At 59.4% G+C, this 22382-nt stretch carries 18 protein-coding genes; 13 read left to right on the top strand and 5 right to left on the bottom strand.

The annotated features are described in order from the left end of the window. Positions 1–256: 256 nt before the first annotated feature. Positions 257–1735, bottom strand: a complete 1479-nt coding sequence (gene ampG / locus FUU19_RS09855; RefSeq protein ID WP_230490070.1) for a muropeptide MFS transporter AmpG — start codon at positions 1733–1735, stop codon at positions 257–259. A 51-nt stretch (positions 1736–1786) separates the two neighbouring features. Next, positions 1787–2365: a lipoprotein gene (locus FUU19_RS09850; RefSeq protein ID WP_025160064.1), complete on the bottom strand. Its 579-nt coding sequence runs from the start codon at positions 2363–2365 to the stop codon at positions 1787–1789. Between the two features lie 314 nt (positions 2366–2679). On the opposite strand from FUU19_RS09850, the gene bolA reads away from it, so the two are divergent. The 9 genes from bolA (at position 2680) to FUU19_RS09805 (ending at position 13332) form a co-directional block, all read left to right on the top strand. Continuing rightward, positions 2680–2994, top strand: coding sequence for a transcriptional regulator BolA (gene bolA / locus FUU19_RS09845; RefSeq protein ID WP_004940361.1), 315 nt, complete (start codon positions 2680–2682; stop codon positions 2992–2994). 367 nt (positions 2995–3361) lie between these two features. Next, positions 3362–4666 (top strand): trigger factor, encoded by a 1305-nt coding sequence (gene tig / locus FUU19_RS09840; protein WP_141970659.1) that lies wholly within the window; start codon positions 3362–3364, stop codon positions 4664–4666. Between the two features lie 438 nt (positions 4667–5104). Beyond that, positions 5105–5728: an ATP-dependent Clp endopeptidase proteolytic subunit ClpP gene (gene clpP, locus FUU19_RS09835; RefSeq protein WP_004940356.1), complete on the top strand. Its 624-nt coding sequence runs from the start codon at positions 5105–5107 to the stop codon at positions 5726–5728. 142 nt (positions 5729–5870) lie between these two features. Further along, on the top strand, positions 5871–7142 hold the full coding sequence (gene clpX / locus FUU19_RS09830) for an ATP-dependent protease ATP-binding subunit ClpX (protein WP_004940354.1): 1272 nt from the start codon (positions 5871–5873) through the stop codon (positions 7140–7142). A 194-nt stretch (positions 7143–7336) separates the two neighbouring features. Further along, positions 7337–9691 (top strand): endopeptidase La, encoded by a 2355-nt coding sequence (gene lon / locus FUU19_RS09825; protein WP_230490071.1) that lies wholly within the window; start codon positions 7337–7339, stop codon positions 9689–9691. Between the two features lie 216 nt (positions 9692–9907). Then, on the top strand, positions 9908–10180 hold the full coding sequence (gene hupB, locus FUU19_RS09820) for a nucleoid-associated protein HU-beta (protein WP_004940351.1): 273 nt from the start codon (positions 9908–9910) through the stop codon (positions 10178–10180). A 178-nt stretch (positions 10181–10358) separates the two neighbouring features. Then, entirely contained in the window at positions 10359–12242 is a 1884-nt protein-coding gene (gene ppiD / locus FUU19_RS09815) for a peptidylprolyl isomerase (protein ID WP_141970655.1), read from the top strand. A gap of 138 nt (positions 12243–12380) precedes the next feature. Continuing rightward, positions 12381–12764 (top strand): ComEA family DNA-binding protein, encoded by a 384-nt coding sequence (locus FUU19_RS09810; protein WP_197833089.1) that lies wholly within the window; start codon positions 12381–12383, stop codon positions 12762–12764. A gap of 154 nt (positions 12765–12918) precedes the next feature. Next, positions 12919–13332 (top strand): acyl-CoA thioesterase, encoded by a 414-nt coding sequence (locus FUU19_RS09805; protein ID WP_025301769.1) that lies wholly within the window; start codon positions 12919–12921, stop codon positions 13330–13332. A gap of 37 nt (positions 13333–13369) precedes the next feature. Here FUU19_RS09805 and queC read toward each other — a convergent pair whose 3' ends face one another. Next, positions 13370–14068 (bottom strand): 7-cyano-7-deazaguanine synthase QueC, encoded by a 699-nt coding sequence (gene queC / locus FUU19_RS09800; protein WP_049296013.1) that lies wholly within the window; start codon positions 14066–14068, stop codon positions 13370–13372. Positions 14069–14183: 115 nt separating this feature from the next. After that, positions 14184–15899, bottom strand: coding sequence for an SgrR family transcriptional regulator (locus tag FUU19_RS09795; protein ID WP_197833088.1), 1716 nt, complete (start codon positions 15897–15899; stop codon positions 14184–14186). A 104-nt stretch (positions 15900–16003) separates the two neighbouring features. Here FUU19_RS09795 and cof point away from each other — a divergent pair, with 104 nt between their 5' ends. Next, entirely contained in the window at positions 16004–16828 is an 825-nt protein-coding gene (cof, locus tag FUU19_RS09790) for an HMP-PP phosphatase (RefSeq protein ID WP_230490072.1), read from the top strand. A 60-nt stretch (positions 16829–16888) separates the two neighbouring features. Here the strand turns inward: cof and FUU19_RS09785 are convergent, their stop codons facing one another. Further along, positions 16889–17929 carry a PLP-dependent cysteine synthase family protein gene (locus tag FUU19_RS09785; protein WP_230490073.1) on the bottom strand — a complete coding sequence of 347 codons (1041 nt, stop codon included), beginning with the start codon at positions 17927–17929 and terminating at the stop codon, positions 16889–16891. Positions 17930–18051: 122 nt separating this feature from the next. Between FUU19_RS09785 and FUU19_RS09780 the strand changes: the two genes are divergently transcribed. The 3 genes from FUU19_RS09780 (at position 18052) to smdB (ending at position 22152) form a co-directional block, all read left to right on the top strand. Next, positions 18052–18513 (top strand): Lrp/AsnC family transcriptional regulator, encoded by a 462-nt coding sequence (locus FUU19_RS09780; RefSeq protein WP_141970646.1) that lies wholly within the window; start codon positions 18052–18054, stop codon positions 18511–18513. Between the two features lie 92 nt (positions 18514–18605). Beyond that, a complete protein-coding gene (gene smdA, locus FUU19_RS09775; protein WP_230490074.1) occupies positions 18606–20381 on the top strand; it encodes a multidrug efflux ABC transporter permease/ATP-binding subunit SmdA in 1776 nt (591 codons plus the stop codon). Continuing rightward, positions 20374–22152: a multidrug efflux ABC transporter permease/ATP-binding subunit SmdB gene (gene smdB, locus FUU19_RS09770; RefSeq protein ID WP_197833085.1), complete on the top strand. Its 1779-nt coding sequence runs from the start codon at positions 20374–20376 to the stop codon at positions 22150–22152. The genes smdA and smdB overlap by 8 nt, the downstream gene beginning before the upstream one ends. The last annotated feature ends 230 nt before the right edge of the window (positions 22153–22382 follow it).

Genomic DNA, 22382 nt, shown 5'->3' with positions numbered 1-22382 from the left:
ATCGTGACGAGCAGCCCGTATGTTAAGGAAAACTAAAGGTATGATGAATTTGGCGAAGAAATGCGCGGCGGGGAAATACGCAGAAAAGGTTTATTTAATGTAAAATAATTGTGTCTTAAAGGTGAATTTAATTTTATTTCCGAGCGCCGCAGTCGGATAAAAAAATAATTTCCACGCCGATTATCTTTTTTTAGCGAAATAAATATACCTGCGGATCGCTTTTTTTTTCGGCCGGCGAAATCGCCGGCCGGTCAGATTATGCCAAACGGGTGCGGCGCAACGCCAGGTAATCCAGCGTGCTGCCCATCGCGACGCCGAGCAGGCTCAGCGCGGCGCCGACCTGCAGCAGCCGATCGGCCAACAGCGGTGCCTGCGTCCAGCCCAGCGCATTGGCGACCAGCAACAGCAACCACAGCCCCAACAGCGAACAGCCCAGCGTCAGCAAGCGCAGCGCCCAACGGTAAGATCCTGAAAACTCGGTGCGCGGCATAAAGTCGCCGTGCTGCTGGGTGTGTTCCAGCGTCTGGCGGCAGAGGCCGAGCAACAGCAAGCCGGGCAGGGCGGCGGCGATCGAGAACAGGTAGAACAGCGGCCAGCCGTGGGCTTCGACGAACCAGCCGGCGATCGGGCCGACATAAACTCGGCCCACGGCGGACAGCGCCGACAACAGCGCAAACTGGGTGGCGGAGAACGAACGGTTGCACAGCGTCATCAGCAGCGCCACGAAGGCCGCAGTGCCCATGCCGCCGCACAGATTTTCGAGGAAGATGGCGCTGCCCATGGTGAGCAGGCTCTTGTCGGTCACCGCCAGGATCCAATACCCGAGATTGGAGACCGCCTGCAGGATGCCGAACAGCATCAGGGCGCGGAACAGGCTGAGACGCTGCATCAGCACGCCGCCGAACAGGGCGCCGACGATGGTGGCGAACAGCCCGAGGGTTTTGTTCACCAGCCCGACCTCACCGGCGTCGAATCCCACGCCGCGGATCAGGAAGGTGGTGCTCAGGCTGCCGGCGAAGGCATCGCCCATTTTGTACATCACAATCAGCAGCAGGATCAGCCAGGCGTTGTTGCGGCCGAAGAAGTCGCGCAGCGGCGCGACCACTGCCTGTTCCATGGTGCGCGGCGCCGGGATGCTTTCATCCGGCTCCGGTGCCAGCAGCGTGGCGGCCACGCCGATCAGCATCAATCCGGCCATCAGCCAGTAGGTGGCTTGCCAGCCGAAATAGCGATCCGCCAGCCACAGCGCCAGGCCGCCGGAAACCAGCATCGCCAGCCGATAACCCAGTACCGATATCGCCGCACCCGTGCCGCGTTCTTCGGCTTTCAGCAGGTCGGTTTTATAAGCGTCGAACACGATATCTTGCGAGGCGGAGCAGAACGCCACCAGCACCGCCAACGCCGCCAGCCACCACAGGTGCTGCGCGGGTTGCATGAAGCCCATCGCCACGATCGCGACCACCAGCAGTAACTGGCTGATCAGCAGCCAACCGCGGCGCCGCCCAAGGAACGGCGGGGTATAGCGATCCATGAAGGGGGACCAGAGGAATTTGAAGACGTAGGCCTGGCCCACCAGCGAGAAAATGCCGATGGTCTTCAGATCGATGTTTTCGACGGTCATCCAGGCTTGCAGCGTGCCGGAGGTCAGTGCCAGCGGCAGACCCGACGCGAAGCCCAGCAGCAGCAGAATGGCGGAGTTACGCTGGGTGAAGATGTTCAGATAGTGTTTCGACATGAGTTCCCTGTCTGCGCCGCCCGATCCGCCGGGCGGCGCAAGGCGCGTCGATTAGCGCGCGTTTTGCTTGATAAAGTCGTTGACGCTGGTGTCCTGGGCCATGTCGGCGATCACGTCGCCCAGCACGGAGTTGACGGCGTCGGTGATCTTCTCGTTGGTGGCCGTGAAGGCGCCCTGCACGTTATAGGTTGAGCGGTAATTTTTCACCTGCTTGTTGCCGTTCTTCGCCTGGGCGATGATCGAGATGTCGGCTTTGGTGGTGATGTTGTAGCGCAGGTTGCCTTCGGAGACGTCCGCGTACAGGTTATTGACGACGATCTGCAGCGCCACCGGGCCGTCGGCGCCGATCATGTAGCCGCGTGCGCCCATTTGTTTCTCCAGCACTTCCTGCAACAGGAAACGCAGATCGCGCGATGGCGTCAGCGTAACCAGCTGACCGTCGCGGTTTACCTTGGCCAGCGCCTGATCGGTACGTTGATCCGCGCCGTTGATGCTGATGGTGATGCCCTGCAGGGTAGGATCCTGCTGCGGCAGAACGATTTTCGGCGTGACGTTCAGGGTGTTGCTGCTGGTCGCACAGCCGGCCAGCAGCAGGGCGGCCAGCAAAGGAAGACAAAGTTTCTTTAACATGTTTTCTGTCTCATTCTCGATGGATTTAGCAATAATCAGAGCGGGATAGCCGACAACAAATTGCCGACATCATAGCATCGCCGCCGTGCGGTGGAAGCGCGGAAGGCGCCTGAGTGACAAATTTTTACCTGCCGTTGATAAAAACACGCTTTTTTGGCCTGCTCAATCGGATAATCCCCCAAGCGGCGGGGATAACGCTCATCATCTGACCGCAGAAAAGAGAAATTTGTCCAGGCGATGGTCTAAACGGGGGAAAACCGGCTAATATTGAACTAGATGGGCACGGTCCTCTGCCGGTGTTGTAAGGAGATCCTATGATTCGCGAGCAAATAGAAGCAAAGTTAAGGGCGGCGTTTGAGCCCGCGTATCTGGAAGTCGTTGATGAAAGCTATCGTCATAACGTTCCGGCGGGTTCAGAAAGTCATTTCAAAGTGGTATTGGTCAGCGATCGCTTCGTCGGCGAACGGTTTTTGACGCGTCACCGCTCTATCTACGGCGTACTGTCGGAAGAACTGGCCGATGGCGTACACGCGCTGGCGCTGCACACCTATACGCTCAAAGAGTGGGAAGGATTGCAGGATACCGTGCCAGCCTCGCCGCCGTGCCGCGGCGCCGGGACGCTGGCCTGAGGGGGAAATTTTCAGGTATCAGTGGAACTTTGCCCTCGAATTAGGGTATTACTACTGACGAATTTTGAAACGGCCTGCGGGCCGTTTCTGTTTTTGACGACGACACGGCCGATGCGCAATATGGCCAACGTTCGGTCTGTTTTGGCGGCCTTTTGCCGATTGAATCGGCAAAAGTGTGAGTTTTAGCGCGCCTGCGCCGCCTAGCTTTCCTCGACTCGCCATGCATGCGCCGCTATAATGTCGCGTCTTATTTTTCCGGAATGGTTTCGGGACGCTTCTGTCATCAGGGAACTCGGTTCTTATTTGTAGCCGTCCTGGTTCTTGGAACGGAGTTGACCGAGCACTGTGATTTTTTTGAGGTAACAAGATGCAAGTTTCAGTAGAAACCACTCAAGGCCTTGGGCGCCGTCTCTCTATTACTGTACCGGCTGATACTATCAAGCAGGCGGTGAAGAAAGAGCTGATCAACGCAGCGAAAAGCGTGCGTATCGACGGCTTCCGCAAAGGCAAAGTGCCGATGAACATCGTGGAACAGCGTTACGGCGCTTCTGTTCGTCAGGACGTGCTGGGCGAAGCGATGCAGCGCAGCTTCGTTGACGCGATCATCAAAGAAAAGATTAATCCGGCCGGCGCACCAAACTACGTGCCGGGCGAGTACAAAGAAGGTGAAGACTTCACTTTCGCCGTTGAATTCGAAGTGTATCCAGAAGTTGAGCTGAAAGGCCTGGAAAACATCGCGGTTGAAAAACCGGTGGTTGAAGTGAACGACGAAGACGTCGACGCGATGCTGGACACCCTGCGCAAGCAGCAGGCTACCTGGAAAGAAACCGATCGCGCAGCGGAAGCTGAAGATCGCGTGACCGTTGACTTCACCGGTTCTATCGACGGTGAAGAGTTCGAAGGCGGCAAAGCGTCCGACTTCGTACTGGCAATGGGCCAGGGCCGCATGATCCCAGGCTTCGAAGAAGGTCTGGTCGGTCACAAAGCGGGCGAAGAGTTCTCCATCGACGTGAACTTCCCGGAAGATTACCACGCGGAAAACCTGAAGGGCAAAGCGGCCAAATTCGCTATCGTGCTGAAGAAAGTTGAAGAGCGCGAGCTGCCGGAACTGACCGAAGAGTTCATCAAGCGTTTCGGCGTGGCGGACGGTTCCGTTGCCGGCCTGCGCACCGAAGTTCGCAAGAACATGGAGCGCGAGCTGAAAGGCGCCGTGCGTAACCGCATCAAGTCTCAGGCGATCGACGGTCTGGTGAGCGCGAACGAAATCGACGTGCCTGCTGCCCTGATCGACGGCGAAATCGACGTGCTGCGTCGTCAGGCTGCACAGCGTTTCGGCGGCAACGAGAAGCAAGCGCTGGAACTGCCACGCGAGCTGTTCGAAGAGCAAGCGAAACGCCGCGTAGTGGTTGGCCTGCTGCTGGGCGAAGTGATCAGCACCAACGATCTGAAAGCTGACGAAGACCGCGTGAAGACGCTGATCGAAGAAATGGCTTCTGCCTACGAAGATCCGAGCGAAGTCATCGAGTTCTACAGCAAAAACAAAGAGCTGATGAACAACATGCGCAACGTGGCTCTGGAAGAGCAAGCGGTTGAAGCCCTGCTGGCAAAAGCGAAAGTGACTGAAAAAGCCACTACCTTCAGCGAGCTGATGAACCAGACTCAACAGGCGTAATGCCGGCGTGCCGGGCGCGATGAACGGCGCCCCCGGTTTCGCCTGGCGAACCGGCGCACGATGAAAAAGCCCGCAACCTCAGGTTGCGGGCTTTTCTTTTTGCCACGTTGCTGATTAATCTCAGGTTAAGCGGGGCAATATGCACTATATTTACCCTGTTGCCTGGGGAACTGGCTGGCATGATAACGGTCAGAATAACGGCATCGTTTCCGGCGCGCGGAGAAAATCGACTTCTGGGCTTGAAATCGTGCCGGGATCCCCCAATCTGTAAAGAATAATTCTGGGGCTGTTTGCCAAAGTGCGCGGGATGAAATAACCGTCGGGTACGTGTGGCGCGGGTCGAATGCTTGAGCATAGTCATCATGGCCGTTCTCAAGTAGAATCGGCGTATTAGGGTGACACCCTGGCCGCCAAGGCAATTTCTATTAGGAGACGGTAATGTCATACAGTGGCGAACGAGATCAATTTGCACCGAACATGGCGCTGGTGCCGATGGTGGTAGAGCAGACTTCACGCGGGGAGCGTTCTTACGACATCTATTCCCGCCTGCTGAAAGAGCGCATCATTTTCTTGACCGGCCAGGTGGAAGATCACATGGCCAACCTGATCGTGGCGCAAATGCTGTTCCTCGAAGCGGAAAGCCCGGAAAAAGACATTTACCTCTACATCAACTCGCCGGGTGGGGTAATTACCGCGGGCATGTCGATTTACGACACCATGAAGTTCATCAAGCCGGACGTCAGCACTATCTGTATGGGCCAGGCGTGCTCGATGGGCTCCTTCCTGCTGACCGCCGGCGCCAAAGGCAAGCGTTTCTGCCTGCCGAACTCGCGCGTGATGATTCACCAGCCGCTGGGCGGCTACCAGGGCCAGGCGACGGACATCGAAATCCACGCGCGTGAAATCCTCAAGGTGAAAGCGCGCATGAACGAACTGATGGCTGAGCATACCGGCCAGCCGCTGGAGCAGATCGAGCGTGACACCGAGCGCGATCGCTTTATGACCGCGGAAGAAGCCGTGGAATACGGCCTGGTTGACGGCATTCTGACACACCGCAGCTAGAACCACGCGGCGCCGATGGACTATAGTAATCAGAGTGGGCAGGGGCTCGCTCTGTTGTGACCCTCGGCGTTCCCGATATGAGTTTGGGCGCACTGCCGCCGTGATTTTCCTGCGGGACAAGACTAAAGAAGAGGTTTGACTGATGACAGATAAGCGCAAAGACGGTTCAGGAAAGCTGCTGTACTGCTCTTTTTGCGGCAAAAGCCAGCATGAAGTGCGTAAGCTGATTGCCGGGCCGTCAGTGTATATCTGCGATGAATGTGTCGATCTGTGTAACGACATTATTCGCGAAGAGATTAAAGAAGTTGCCCCGCATCGTGAGCGCAGTGCGCTGCCGACGCCGCACGAAATTCGCCACCACCTGGATGACTACGTCATCGGCCAGGAGCAGGCGAAGAAAGTGCTGGCGGTTGCGGTGTACAACCACTACAAACGCCTGCGCAACGGCGATACCAGCAACGGTATCGAGTTGGGCAAGAGCAACATCTTGCTGATCGGCCCGACCGGCAGCGGTAAAACTCTGCTGGCGGAAACGCTGGCGCGTTTCCTGGACGTGCCCTTCACCATGGCCGACGCCACCACGCTGACCGAAGCCGGTTACGTGGGTGAGGACGTGGAAAATATTATCCAGAAGCTGTTGCAAAAATGTGACTATGACGTGCAGAAAGCGCAGCGCGGCATCGTTTATATCGATGAAATCGATAAGATTTCCCGCAAGTCCGACAACCCATCGATCACGCGTGACGTCTCGGGTGAAGGCGTGCAGCAGGCGCTGCTGAAGCTGATTGAAGGCACCATTGCCGCGGTTCCGCCGCAGGGCGGCCGCAAGCATCCGCAACAGGAGTTCCTGCAGGTCGATACCTCCAAGATCCTGTTTATCTGCGGCGGCGCATTCGCCGGCTTGGATAAGGTGATCGGTCAGCGCGTCAACACCGGCTCCGGCATCGGTTTCGGCGCGACCGTCAAGGGCGAGTCCGAGAAGGCCACCGAAGGCGAACTGCTGCTGCAGGCTGAACCGGAAGACCTGATCAAATTCGGTCTGATCCCGGAGTTCATCGGCCGTCTGCCGGTGGTGGCGACCCTGAGCGAACTGAGCGAAGACGCGCTGATTCAAATCCTGAAAGAGCCGAAGAACGCCCTGACCAAGCAGTATCAGGCGCTGTTCAATCTGGAAGGCGTGGAGCTGGAGTTCCGCGACGAAGCGCTGAACGCCATCGCCAAGAAAGCCATGGCGCGTAAAACCGGTGCCCGCGGCCTGCGTTCCATCGTGGAAGGCGCGCTGCTCGACACCATGTACGATCTGCCGTCGATGGACAGCGTAGACAAAGTGGTGATCGATGAGTCGGTCATCGCCGGCCAATCCAAGCCGCTACTGATTTACGGCAAGCCGGAAGCCCAGGCATCTGGCGAATAATTAGCCAGTTAAACCAGAGCGTTATCAGCAAAATGGGGGATTTCATCCCCCATTTCTTTTTCCTGCATTCTTGCCGTTGAATGTAAGAGATTCATCCCCATATACTCATTAACCAGATTTTATGAAACGTTAGATGCTTGCGTCTCATGAGATTCCCCCTCAACCTGGCGGAAATTAAACTAAGAGAGAGCTCTATGAACCCTGAGCGTTCCGAACGCATTGAAATCCCCGTCCTGCCATTGCGCGACGTGGTGGTTTATCCGCACATGGTGATCCCGTTATTTGTTGGCCGGGAAAAATCGATTCGGTGCCTCGAAGCCGCAATGGATCACGATAAGAAGATCATGCTGGTGGCACAGAAAGAGGCCTCAACGGATGAACCTGGCATTAACGACTTGTTCTCGGTTGGCACCGTAGCGTCTATCTTGCAGATGCTGAAGCTGCCGGACGGCACGGTAAAAGTGCTGGTCGAGGGGCTGCAGCGCGCGCGTATCACTACGCTGTCCGACAGCGGTGAGCATTTTGCCGCGCAGGCGGAATACCTTGATTCGCCAGCGATCGACGAGCGCGAGCAGGAAGTGCTGGTGCGCACCGCGATCAATCAGTTTGAAGGTTATATCAAACTGAACAAAAAAATCCCGCCGGAGGTGCTGACTTCACTGAACAGCATCGATGACGCCGCGCGCCTGGCGGACACCATCGCTGCCCACATGCCGCTGAAACTCAGCGACAAGCAGTCGGTGCTCGAGATGTCCGACATCACCGAGCGTCTGGAATACCTGATGGCGATGATGGAGTCGGAGATCGACCTGTTGCAGGTCGAGAAACGCATCCGTAACCGCGTCAAGAAGCAGATGGAGAAGAGCCAGCGCGAGTACTATCTGAATGAGCAGATGAAGGCGATTCAGAAAGAACTGGGCGAGATGGACGAAGCGCCGGACGAGCACGAAGCGCTGAAGCGCAAAATCGATGCGGCGAAAATGCCGAAAGAGGCGCGCGAGAAAACCGAAGCGGAACTGCAGAAGCTGAAGATGATGTCGCCGATGTCGGCGGAAGCGACCGTGGTGCGCGGCTACATCGACTGGATGCTGCAGGTGCCGTGGAACGCGCGCAGCAAGGTGAAAAAAGACCTGGTCAAGGCGCAGGAAGTGCTCGATACCGATCACTACGGCCTGGAGCGCGTCAAGGATCGCATCCTCGAGTACCTCGCGGTACAGAGCCGCGTCAGCAAAATCAAAGGGCCGATCCTGTGTCTGGTAGGGCCGCCGGGCGTAGGTAAAACCTCTCTGGGGCAGTCGATCGCCAAAGCGACCGGGCGCCAGTACGTGCGCATGGCGTTGGGCGGCGTGCGTGACGAAGCGGAAATCCGCGGTCACCGCCGTACCTATATCGGTTCGATGCCGGGCAAACTGATCCAGAAAATGGCCAAGGTTGGGGTGAAGAACCCGCTGTTCCTGCTGGATGAGATCGACAAGATGTCGTCCGACATGCGCGGCGATCCGGCCTCCGCTCTGCTGGAGGTGCTGGATCCGGAACAGAACGTGGCGTTCAACGACCACTACCTGGAAGTGGATTACGATCTGTCCGACGTGATGTTCGTCGCCACCTCAAACTCGATGAACATCCCTGCGCCGCTGCTGGACCGTATGGAAGTGATCCGCCTGTCGGGTTACACCGAGGACGAGAAGCTCAACATCGCCAAGCAGCACCTGCTGCCGAAGCAGCTTGAGCGCAACGCGCTGAAAAAAGGCGAGCTGACGGTCGACGACAGCGCCATCATCGGCATCATTCGCTTCTACACCCGCGAAGCCGGGGTGCGCAGCCTGGAGCGTGAAATCTCCAAGCTGTGCCGTAAAGCGGTGAAAACGCTGCTGATGGACAAGAAGCTCAAGCATATCGAGATCAACGGCGACAACCTGAAAGATTACCTGGGCGTGCAGCGCGTCGATTACGGCCGTGCGGATACCGAAAACCGCGTGGGCGAAGTTACCGGGCTGGCGTGGACGGAAGTGGGCGGCGATCTGCTGACCATCGAAACCGCCTGCGTGCCGGGCAAAGGCAAGCTGACCTACACCGGTTCTCTGGGTGAAGTGATGCAGGAATCGATTCAGGCGGCGCTGACCGTGGTGCGTGCGCGCGCGGAGAAGTTGGGCATCAACGCCGATTTCTACGAGAAACGCGACATCCACGTGCACGTGCCGGAAGGGGCGACGCCGAAAGACGGCCCGAGCGCCGGTATCGCGATGTGCACCGCGCTGGTCTCCTGCCTGACCGGCAACCCGGTACGCGCCGATGTGGCGATGACCGGCGAGATCACGCTGCGCGGCCAGGTATTGCCGATCGGCGGCCTGAAAGAGAAGCTGCTGGCGGCGCATCGCGGCGGCATCAAAACCGTGCTGATCCCTTACGAGAACAAGCGCGATCTGGAAGAGATTCCAGACAATGTTATCGCCGATCTGGAGATTCATCCGGTGCAGCGAATCGATGAAGTTTTGAACATTGCGTTGCAAAACCCGGCCTTCGGCGCACTGCCGGTAGCGGCAAAATAGTGACGAATCGCAAAAACCATTGATAAAACTTATACTGGCAAGCCATTTCGGACTTGCCAGTATTTTTTTGTACCGCTAAGTTAGATCTCTGTCGGCCCGCGTTTTGCCACCCAGTCGGTGGCTTGCCAAGGTTCGATGGGATTGATATAACAGCTGCGCTGTCGCAACCGTAGGGATTTTTCGGTGCGACGATAGAATTCTAGAGGGGATGATAGAGTGAATAAGTCACAACTGATCGACAAGATTGCCGCAGGTGCTGATATTTCCAAAGCGGCAGCGGGACGTGCTTTAGACGCAGTAATCGCTTCCGTTACCGACTCTCTGAAAGCAGGGGATGACGTGGCTCTGGTAGGTTTCGGTTCCTTCACCGTGCGTGAACGTTCGGCTCGTACCGGCCGTAACCCGCAAACCGGTAAAGAAATCAAGATCGCGGCAGCCAAAGTACCGGCCTTCCGTGCAGGGAAAGCGCTGAAAGACGCTGTAAACTGATTTGGCGTCTAACCGTTTAGCGTAACAGGGTTTTGTAATAAACAATCACCTGACGCAGCGGTGCTGGTAAGGTAAGATACAAGGCGCATCGGACTGATGCGCTTTTTTTATTTTTGTCGCAGGGAACGCGCCTGCACAAGGGTTGTTAATCCACATCACAGCGGAGTGTTGTCACACTATGATGGACAATTTACGCGCGGCTGCTAATCACGTCGTGCTCAAAATCATCCTGGCCCTGATCATCCTGTCATTCGTTCTGACCGGGGTGGGTAACTACCTGATCGGCGGCTCCGGCGATTATGCTGCGAAAGTAAATGGTCAGGCGATCGAACGTGCTCAACTGGAGCAGGCGTTCCAAAGCGAACGCAGCCGTATGCAGCAGCAGCTGGGTGACCAGTTCTCTGCGCTGGCCGGCAACGAAGGCTACATGCAGCAGATGCGTCGTCAGGTGTTGTCCCAGTTGATCGACAACATGCTGCTCGACCAATACGCCAAGAAGCTGGGTCTGGCGGTCAGCGACGATCAGATCAAAGACGCCATCCGCAAGGCGCCTTATTTCCAGACCAACGGCCAGTTCGATAACGCCAAATACCTCGATTTGATCGGCCGTATGGGCTATACCGCCGACAACTTCGCGCAGTCGATGCGCCAGCAGCTGGTCAATCAGCAACTGATCCAGGCCTTCGGCGAATCCGGCTTCGTACTGCCGTCCGAATCGCAAGCTATGGCGGCGCTGGTGCTGCAAGAGCGCGACGTGCGCATGGCAACTATCGATCTGAAGGCGCTGCAGGCGAAACAGAACGCCGGCGACGACGAGCTGAAAGCGTATTACGATCAGAACAAGAACAGCTTCATCGCACCGGAGCAGGTGAAGGTGAGCTATATCCCGCTGGACGCCGCGTCCATGCAGGACAAGGTGAAAGTGAGCGAAGAAGACATCAGCGCTTACTACGACCAGCACAAGAGTAGCTACGGCCAGCCGGAGCGTAAAAACTACAGCGTGATCCAGCTGAAAACCGAGGCGGAAGCCAATGCGGCGTTGGACGAGCTGAAGAAGGGCGCCGATTTCGCCACCCTGGCGAAAGAAAAGTCCACCGACATCATCTCACGCCGCACCGGCGGTGAGCTGGGCTGGCTGGAGCCGGAAACCACCGCCGACGAGCTGAAGCAGGCTAACCTGACTGAGAAAGGGCAGCTGTCCGGCGTGGTGAAATCCTCTGTCGGCTTCCTGATCGTGCGTTTGAACGACATCGAACCTGAGAAACTGAAACCGCTGAGCGAAGTGCATGACGCTATCGCCAAGCAGGTGCAGCAGGAGAAAGCGGTAGACGCGTATTACGCGCTGCAGCAGAAGGTGAGCGAAGCGGCGACCAGCGACAACGAATCTCTGGCCTCGGCTGAAGAAGCGGCCGGCGTGAAAGCGGCGCAAAGCGACTGGTTCACCCGTGACAACATTCCTGCCGCGCTGAACTTCAAGCCGGTCGTGCAGGCGATCTTCGACGGCTCGCTGATCGGCGAGAATGGCGCGCCGGGCAGTAACTCCGACGTGATCACCGTCGATGGCGACCGCGCCTTCGTGGTGCGCGTGAGCGGCCATAAGCCGGAAGGTATTGAGCCTTTCGACCAGGTGAAAGACCGCGTGGCCGAGCTGGTGAAGCGTAACAAAGCGGTGCAGGAAGCGAAACTGCAGGGTGAGAAGCTGCTGGTTGAGCTGAAGCAGGGCAAGGGCGACGAAGCGATGAAAGCCGCCGGCCTGAGCTTTGGCGCCGTGCAGAAGATGGCGCGCGCGCCGGAAGACAGCCAGCTGGTGGAGAGCGTATTCGCGCTGCCGCACCCGCAGGACGGTAAACCGGTGTACGGCATGTCGCAGGATCGTCAGGACAACGTGGTGCTGATCGCGCTCGATGCGGTGAAACCAGGTACGCTGCCGGAAGACGAAATGAAAACCTTCGTCGGCAAGATGGAAGAGGGCGCGACCGGCGTTTCCTTCGATTCGCTGCTGGCGAGCCTGCGTAAAGAAGCCAAGATCAAAATGGGCGCCGCTGAGCAACAGCCTCAGTAATCGCCGCATTTTTCTGCAACGCAGTGCAACAAACAAAGGCCGCTTTCGCGGCCTTTTCCACATCTGATATCCGCCGATTGCTGAATATTCGCCGCCGCGGCAAGGTAGCCGTGCTGTCACACACAAGGAGGATACAGCATGCAACATACAGAGAAAAAATCAGCGTTATCAGGTTATCAGCATCACATTAAAGCTGCGCTGACCGCGCTGCTGTTGTGCCTGGCGGGGCCGGTCGCTGCGGTGGATAAAACCGAGGCACCGGCGCCGATGCTCTCAACACCGGCGAGCAATGGCGGGCAATCGGTGATGACCAAGGCAACCGAAGAGGCGGCGGTCAGCATCAATCAGGCCACCGCCGAACAGCTGGCCGCTGCCTTGAGTGGCGTCGGTCTGAAGAAGGCGGAAGGCATTGTGCGCTACCGCGAGCAGAATGGGCCGTTCACCCAGGTTGAGCAGTTGCAGGAGGTGCCGGGCATCGGGCCGGCGCTGTTTGAGAAGAACCGCACCCGGCTGAAAATGTGATCCCGGTCGCGGCTGCGTGGCAAAATGCCGCTGAGGCCATGACTCCTCTGCTACATTTTACAGGTCTTACCAGTTTGGCGCGTTGACCAAACGGGCGAGGGAGCCTCTGCGGCTCCCTCTTTCTGTAATCACCAGGCAGGAGCGATCGTTCCCTATGCAAACCTTTATCAAAGTTCGCGGTTATCACCTTGATGTTTACCAGCACGTTAACAACGCCCGCTATCTGGAGTTTCTGGAAGAGGCGCGCTGGGAGTGGCTGGAAAACGAGGCCGGGTTCCGCTGGATGACGGAAAACAACATCGCTTTCATCGTGGTGAACATCAATATCAATTACCGCAGCCCGGCAGTATTGGGCGATAAGCTGCGTATCGACAGCCAGATGGTGCAGCTCAACGGCAAGAGCGGGGTGCTGAGTCAAAAGGTGACGCAGGATCCGGCCGGAACGCCGGTGGCCGACGCGCTGCTGACTTTCGTGTGCGTCGATCTGAAAACGCAGCGGGCGCTGCCGATTGAAGGCGAATTGCGTGAGCACCTGGAGGCGCTCACGCTGAAGGAAAATCCGCAGTAAGCTCACACGGGCGGCAGGAGCTGCCGCCGTCACTGCCTCAGGCCAGAGCGGCCTTCTGTTTCAACGCTGCCATCACTTCCGCCTGGTTGGCCCGGTACTGCATCAGGCCATTGGCGCGCAGGTTGCAGGCAGCGCATTCACCACAGCCGTCACCCTTGATGCCGTTGTAGCAGGTCAGCGTATCCTGCCGCACGCGATCCAACTGGTGGTAATAATCCGCCAGCGCCCAGGTCTCGGCCTTGTTCAGCCACATCAGCGGCGTTTCGAAGCGGATATCGCGAGCGATGCCCAGCACCACCGCCTTGTTCAACGCTTTGACGAACTCGTCGCGGCAATCCGGGTAGCCGGAGAAGTCGGTTTCACACACGCCGGTGATCACCGCTTCCGCTTCCACCTGGTAGGCGTAGATCGCCGCCAGCGTCAGGAACAGGATATTGCGGCCCGGCACGAAGGTGCTCGGCAACGCATTTTTCTGATTGGGATCGTAGGCGGGAACCGGAATATTGTCGCGCGTCAGGCTGCTGACGGCCAGCTCATTGAGCAGCGTTACGTCCAGCACCTTGTGCGCTTTGGCGCCGAGGGCTACCGACAGCTCTTGAGCCACTTCAATCTCGGCGCGATGGCGCTGGCCATAATCGAACGTGACGCAGTGAACTTCGTCATACTGTTGCAATGCCTGGATCAAGCAGGTCGTGGAGTCTTGTCCACCGCTGAAAACGACAACCGCGCGCTTCATAAAATCACCTTTTTGGACTTTGGCCATTCCCGATACACATTCGGGCGGCAGGATAAAAATTGCGTTGCGGCGACAATAGTAGCAGAAAGGGCCGCCAGGCGCAGGACGGTTCGGCTCAGGCCGGTGCGTCGTCCACCGGCGGCGGCAGCCACGCCTGGCAAAAATCGAACCAGCCGTGCGCGGTCAGCGTCACGCCATGCATGCGCGGCGGTGCGCTAATCTGATACTGGTAGTGAAACAGCGGCGTGATGATGGCGGCGGCCATCAGCTGTTGATAATAGGCCTGCAGCTGTTCGAAGCGCGGTTGCTGCGCCTGCAGCTGCTGGATCTGCTGCAGCGTATCCTGTTGATGCTGCCAGCGGCTTTCCGTCAGGATGCCGCGCCACAGCGTATCCTGACGCAGCCAGCTCTCCAACGTCGCCTCCGGCGCCTCGCCGATCAGGTTGTCCGCCAGCAGCAGGTCGGCCTGGGCGATCTGTTCCTCGCTTTGCCAGCGCTTGCCGGCGTAGTAGCGCACTTCCAGCTCGCAGCCGTGCTGCGCCAACAGTTGTTGCAGCGCGGCCGTCACCGTTTCCAGCTCGACCGGCGGCCGATACAGCAGCGTCAGCCGGGTGGGCAGGGGGACATCTTCTTCAATCCGTTGGCTGGGGATGCGCCAGCCGGGCAGCATTTCATGGCTGGGGGTGATCACGCTGTTGGGGATCGGCAGATGGTTCAGCAGGCCGGACTGCTGGATCAGCATCAGCAGCTTTTGCCCCTGGGCTTCGCTCAGCACGCCGTGGCGCAGGTTCAGCGCCAAATAACACCAGCCCAGACTCATGCTGCGCTGTACCGGCCGGGCCAGCGCCAAGTCGTCTTGCTGACCGATGGTGATGCGCACCGGATGCTGGCAACTGGTGTCGGCGCCGGCGGTGGGCAGATCGGGGGTGATCCAGTATTCGATGGTGTCCAGATACGGATGCTGCAGATGGTAACCGGCGTGCTGTTCCAGTCTCACCAACTGCGGTTCATTCAACGCCAGTTTGAACGGGCCGGCGCCGATGGTCGGCAGCTCCGGGTGGGTCATCAGACAAGGCAGCTCCGCCAGCCGGTGGGCCAGCCAATAGTCCGGCAGGTGCAGATCGAACTGAATGCACAGCGGATGCGGCAAGCTGATGTTCGCGACGTTGGCCAGGCTGGGTTGGCTGCGCGGGTGGCGCTGCAGTTTTTCCAGCGTTTGCAGCAGCTGTTGGCCGGTCAGCGGTTCACCGTTATGCCAACGCAGCTGGCTGCGCAGGAAGAAGCGCCAGCGCAGGCCGTGCTCGCCAATCTGCCAGTGGTGCGCCAGGTCGGGCTGCGGTTCCGGGTTACCGGTCATCAGGCGCGTCAGCCCGGCGTGCAGGGTCGACACCAGATGTTGTTCGGCGCGGCCGGTCAGCGTGAGCGGGTCGAGCGCTTCCAGCGTGCGGTAATAGGGAATGCGCAGCGTCGGGCTGCCGGCCTGCCATTGTCCGCCGAGGTGCGGGCTGAGCAGATCTTGCAGGTGCTGCGGATCGAGTTGCGCCATCTCCAGCGCCCCCTGATGATTGCCCTGTTGCAGCAGCTGTTGCAACAGCTGCGCGCGCAGCTCATCCGGGGTTTTCAGGCAGTGTAGGCGGGCGCGTTTGCCGCGGCCGGGCTGCGAATGCCAGCTCAACCAGCCCTGATCCTGCAGCTGCTGCACCAGCGTGCGGGCGTGGCGTTCGCTGCAGTAGAACATCGCCGCCAGCTCGCCGATGGTCGCGGCGACCGGCGCGCTGCCGAGCTGATGGTACAGGCGTTGATATTGGCTGAGACGGTGAACCAGGCGCATGGGCAGAAATCCGGAACAGTTTTCTCAAATTGTTCACTATTACTTCCGCAAATGCCATCCCATACTGCATTGATTGCAATCGCGTTCACATTCAAGAGGTCTTTATGTATCGCCTGGCAGCTTTCGATATGGACGGCACGTTGTTGATGCCGGATCACCGGATTGGCCTGGAAACGCTGGCGGTGCTGAACCAGCTGGTGGAGCGGGAGATGGTGGTGACGTTCGCCACCGGGCGGCATTACCTTGACGCGCAGCCGATCATGGCGCAGCTGGGGCTGCAGGGCTACCTGATCACCGGCAATGGTACGCGTGTGTATGACAACCGCGGCCAACAGCTGCATGCCACCGATCTGCCGGCAGCGGTCGCCGAAGAGGTGCTGCATCATCATTGGCGTACCCGCGCCAGCATGCATGTGTTCCGCGACGAAGGTTGGCTGACCGAATTCCCCGTGCCGGAAGAGATGCTGCGGGCACATCACCTGAGCGGCTTTCGTTTTCAGCTGGCTGACGTGCGCCGCCTGCCGGCGTTCGGTAACAGCAAGGTGTGTTTTGTCGCGCCGCATGAGGAGTTGCTGGCATTGCAGGTGCAGTTGCGGGCACAGCTGGGTGGTGAGGCCGATCTGTGCTTTTCCGCCTACGACTGCCTGGAGGTGCTGCCGCTCGGTTGCAACAAGGGCACGGCGCTGGACCGGCTGAGCCGCCATCTGGGGCTGACGATGGCCGACTGCATGGCGTTCGGCGACGCGATGAACGACAAAGAGATGCTGGGGGCGGTGGGACACGGCGTGGTGATGGGCAACGCCCTGCCGCAGTTGAAATCCCTGCTGCCGCAGCTACCGGTTATCGGCCATTGCCAACAGCAGGCGGTGGCCCACTATTTACAACATTGGCTGCGTTCACCTTGCCTCACCTATTCCCCCGAAGAATGAGGTTCTCCTTACAGCCGGCCGGGTATGACTACCCGGCTTTTTTTTACCTAACGCCTGGCGTTACAAATCCGCCAGCTGCGCCAGATACGGCTGCAGATCGCCGATGTTGTTGCTGACCCATTCCGGGTTGTAATAGGTATCCAGGTAACGCTCGCCGCTGTCGCACAGCAGGGTGACGATCGACCCTTGCTCGCCGTTTTCCCGCATCTGTTTCGCCAGCTGCAGCGCACCCCAGACATTGGTGCCGGTGGAGGCGCCAACCTTGCGGCCGAGCACGCCTTCCAGCCAGTGAATGGTGGCGACGCTGGCGGCATCCGGCACCCGCAGCATGCTGTCGACCACCGACGGGATGAACGACGGTTCGGCGCGCGGGCGGCCGATGCCTTCGATACGGCTGCCGCAGCTGCCGATCAGGGTGCGATCGCCGTGGTGGAAGCAGTCATAGAACACCGAGTTTTCCGGATCGACCACCGTCAATTGGGTGTCGTGCCCCTGATAGCGGATATAGCGCCCCAGCGTGGCGGAGGTGCCGCCGGTGCCGGCGCTCATCACGATGTGTTTCGGCACCGGGAAGGGTTCGCGCGCCATCTGGCGGAAGATGCTGTCGGCGATATTGTTGTTGCCGCGCCAGTCGGTGGCGCGTTCGGCGTAGGTGAACTGATCCATATAGTGGCCTTTCAGCTCTTGCGCCAGCTGTTCGGAGGCGGCGTAGATCTGAGCGGCATGATCGACGAAGTGGCAGCGGCCGCCGTAAAAGGCGATCTGCTCCACCTTGCGGCGCGCGGTGCAGGACGGCATCACCGCGATGAACGGCAGGCCGATCAGACGAGCGAAGTAGGCTTCGGACACCGCGGTGCTGCCGGAAGAGGCCTCGATGATGGTGGTGTTCTCGGTGATCCAGCCATTGCACAGGCCATAAAGGAACAGCGAGCGCGCCAGGCGGTGTTTCAGGCTGCCGGTCGGGTGGGTGCTCTCATCCTTCAGATACAGGCAGATGCCGGGAAACGCCGGCAGGTTCAGGCGGATCAGGTGCGTATCGGCGGAGCGCTGAAAATCCGCTTCTATTTCACCGATAGCATATTTTACCCAAGAGTTTGTCATGATTTGGCCTCAGAATAGGGGGCTGGTTTATGGCGTAGCATAGCCTGTCGGCAGGAAAAAAGGATTGCCATTTTTCCTGTTTAATCGCCTAATGAGAGAAAGTTTTTCTCCTGGTGGCCGATATGTTAGATAAAACAGACCGTAAGCTGCTGTGCATGCTGCAGCAAGATTGCACCCAGTCGCTGCAGACGCTGGCCGATGCGGTCAATTTGACCTCGACGCCGTGCTGGAAACGGCTGAAGCGCCTGGAGGACGAGGGCTATATCCGCGGCCGGGTGGCCTTGCTGGATAACGAAAAGCTCGGCCTGGGGCTGACGGCGTTCGTGCTGATCAAGACCCAGCAGCACAGCAGCGAGTGGTATCAGGCGTTTGTGCAGTTGACCAGCCAGATGCCCGAGGTGCTGGCGTTCTACCGCATGGCGGGGGAGTACGACTACCTGATGCAGGTCGAAGTGGCGGACATGAAAAGCTACGACGGCTTTTATAAGCGTCTGGTGAACGGCGTACCGGGCCTCATCGATGTCACCTCAAGCTTTGCCATGGAAAAAATCAAATACACCACCGCGCTGCCGGTACCGGAGTGAAAAGTTCACCGGACGGGCGGCTTAACGGTGGTATCCTGCTCTGCTGAAGCAGAAAAAGAGACAAATCCCATAAAACCCTGGAATCAAACTGCGTGAGATTATTTGCTCAAATTGGCTGGTACTTCCGCCGGGAGTGGCGCCGCTACCTCGGGGCGGTGGTGCTGCTGATCGTCATCGCCATCCTGCAACTGCTGCCGCCTAAGCTGGTCGGCATCATCGTGGACGGTATCACCGAAAAACAGATGTCCACCGGTGTGCTGATGGCCTGGCTCGGGCTGATGATCGGCACCGCGATCGTCGTTTACCTGCTGCGCTATGTGTGGCGGGTGTTGCTGTTTGGCGCGTCCTACCAGTTGGCGGTCGAGCTGCGCGAAAACTTTTACCGCCAGCTAAGCCGGCAAAACCCGGCGTTCTACCTGCGCCACCGCACCGGCGATCTGATGGCGCGCGCCACCAACGACGTGGACCGCGTGGTGTTCGCCGCCGGTGAAGGCGTGCTGACGCTGGTGGATTCGCTGGTGATGGGGTTGGTGGTGCTGGTGGTGATGAGCACCCAAATCAGCTGGCAGCTGACGGTGCTGGCGTTAATCCCGATGCCGCTGATGGCGATCGCCATCAAATATTACGGCGACCAGCTGCACCAGCGTTTTAAATCGGCGCAGGCGGCGTTTTCCAGCCTGAACGATCAGGCGCAGGAAAGCATGACCAGCATCCGCATGATCAAGGCCTTTGGGCTGGAAGATCACCAATCCAATCGCTTTGCCGAGGTGGCGGCGCAGACCGGGGCCAAAAACATGCATGTGGCGCGGGTGGATGCGCGTTTCGATCCGACCATTTATATCGCCATCGGCGCCTCTAACCTGCTGGCCATCGGCGGCGGCAGCTGGATGGTGGTGAACGGGTCGCTGACGCTCGGGCAGCTGACCAGCTTTGTGATGTATCTCGGCCTGATGATCTGGCCGATGCTGGCGCTGGCCTGGATGTTTAACATCGTCGAGCGCGGCAGCGCGGCCTACAGCCGCATCCGCAGCCTGCTCGACGAGGCGCCGGCGGTGCAGGATGGCCCGCAGGCGTTGCCGCCAGGGCGCGGCGTGCTGGACGTGGATATCCGCGCGTTCCACTACCCGGAAAACCCACATCCGGCGCTGCATGACGTGGCGCTGACGCTGAAGCCGGGGCAGATGCTGGGGCTGTGCGGGCCGACCGGCGCCGGCAAGTCGACGCTCTTGTCGCTAATCCAGCGCCAGTTCGACGTCGACCAAGGGCAGATCCGCTATCACGGCTTGCCGTTGCCGCAGGTCAAACTCGACGACTGGCGTTCGCGGCTGTCGGTGGTGAGCCAGACGCCGTTCCTGTTCTCCGATACCGTGGCGAACAACATCGCGCTGGGCCATCCGGGGGCGACGCAGGCGCAGATCGAACAGGCGGCGCGGTTGGCCAGCGTTCATGAGGACATTCTGCGGCTGCCGCAGGGCTATGACACCGAAGTGGGCGAACGCGGCGTGATGCTGTCGGGCGGGCAGAAACAGCGCATCTCCATTGCGCGTGCGCTGCTGCTGGATGCGGAGATCCTGATCCTCGACGACGCGCTGTCGGCGGTGGATGGCCGTACCGAACACCAAATCCTGCACAACCTGCGCAGCTGGGGGCAAGATCGTACGGTGATCATCAGTGCGCACCGGCTGTCGGCATTGACCGAAGCCAGCGAGATCCTGGTGATGCAGCACGGCGGCGTAGCGCAACGCGGCGACCCGGCGGCGCTGGCGGCGCAGCCGGGCTGGTATCGCGATATGTACCGTTATCAGCAGCTGGAAGCGGCGCTGGACGAAGCGCCGGAAAACGGCGAGGAGGCGTTGGCCGATGAATAAAGTGCAAAAGCTGTGGCCGACGCTGAAGCGGCTGCTGGCCTATGGCTCGCCGTACCGCAAACCGCTGGGGCTGGCGGTGCTGATGCTGTGGATCGCGGCGGCGGCGGAAGTCGCCGGGCCGATCCTGGTGAGCTATTTTATCGATAACTACGTCGCCAAAGGGCAACTGCCGCTGACGATCGTCGGCGGGCTGGCGGCGGCTTACATTCTGCTGGAGCTGCTGGCGGCGGCGCTGCACTACTTCCAGGCGCTGCTGTTCAACCAAGCGGCGGTGGGGGTGGTGCAGCGGCTGCGTACTGACGTGATGGACGCCGCGCTGCGCCAGCCGCTCAGCGCCTTCGACACGCAGCCGGTCGGGCAATTGATCTCGCGCGTTACCAACGACACCGAGGTGATCAAGGATCTGTACGTAATGGTGGTCTCCACGGTGCTGAAAAGCGCCGCGCTGATCGGCACCATGCTGGTGGCGATGTTCAGCCTCGACTGGCGCATGGCGTTGGTGGCGGTCTGCATCTTCCCGGCGGTGTTCGTGGTGATGGGCATCTATCAATACTACAGCACGCCGATCGTGCGCCGGGTGCGGAGCTATCTGGCGGACATCAACGACGGTTTCAACGAAGTGATCAACGGCATGGGCGTGATTCAGCAGTTCCGCCAGCAGGTGCGCTTCGGCGAGCGCATGAGCGCCGCCAGCCAGTCGCATTATCTTGCGCGTATGCAGACCCTACGGCTCGACGGTTTTCTGCTGCGGCCGCTGCTCAGCCTGTTTTCGGCGCTGGTGCTGTGCGGCCTGTTGATGCTGTTCGGCTTCAGCGGCGAGGGCGTGATTGGCGTCGGCGTCCTCTACGCCTTCATCAACTACCTGGGGCGCCTGAATGAACCGTTGATCGAGCTGACGTCACAGCAATCGATCCTGCAGCAGGCGGTGGTGGCCGGCGAACGCATTTTCGAGCTGATGGATCGCAGCCAGCAGAGTTACGGTATTGACGATCGTCCGTTGGCCGGTGGCCGCATCGACATCACCGATCTGAGCTTCGCTTACCGTGCGGACAAAAAGGTGCTGCAGCATATTTCGCTGGCGGTGCCATCACGCGGCTTCGTGGCGCTGGTCGGGCATACCGGCAGCGGCAAGAGCACCTTGGCCAACCTGCTGATGGGTTATTACCCGGTCAGCGAGGGGGAAGTGCGTCTCGATGGACGCCCGATCTCCAGCCTGTCGCACCGCACGCTGCGTCAGGGCGTAGCGATGGTGCAGCAAGATCCGGTGGTGATCGCCGATTCGGTACTGGCCAACGTCACGCTGGGGCGTAACATCGAGGAAGACGCCGTTTGGCGGGCGCTGGAAACGGTGCAGCTGGCGGATCTGGTGCGCGGCTTCCCGCAGGGTATTCACACCCGGTTGGGGGAGCAGGGCAATAACCTGTCGGTCGGGCAGAAACAGCTGCTGGCGATGGCGCGGGTCTTGGTGCAGGCGCCGCAGATTCTGATCCTCGACGAGGCGACTGCCAATATCGACTCGGGCACCGAACAGGCGATCCAGCGCGCGCTGCGTGCGATCCGCGAGCACACCACGCTGGTGGTGATCGCCCACCGGCTGTCGACCATCGTCGATGCCGACTCCATCCTGGTGCTGCATCGCGGCCAGGCGGTGGAGCAGGGCAACCATCAACAGCTGCTGGCGCAGCAGGGGCGCTACTACCAGATGTATCAGCTGCAGCTGGCGGGCGAGCAGTTGGCGGAAGCGGTGCGCGAGGAGAGTCAACCCGCCTGATCCCAGGGGCCGCGATCGCGGCCCTTGTTTCTTTCCCACGCACCACAAGCAGGCAACCCGCCTGTGCCATGCCCCCTTTCTGCACTTTTTCGACGCGATGCGCACCAAATCAGTGCGCATTATTTAACCCATTCAAGGTATCGGTGCTGTGCTGCGTCGCGGCGGCGCCCGCGTGTGCGCTAATCCGCTGAATCGTCATGCAAAATTAAATTTGGCACAGCCCTTGCTAC

Origin of the sequence: Serratia montpellierensis, from assembly GCF_020858655.1 — a bacterium.
GTDB classification, from domain to species: Bacteria; Pseudomonadota; Gammaproteobacteria; order Enterobacterales; family Enterobacteriaceae; genus Serratia; species Serratia montpellierensis.
Note: the sequence above shows the minus strand (reverse complement) of the source record. Positions and strands in the feature narration are given on the sequence as shown.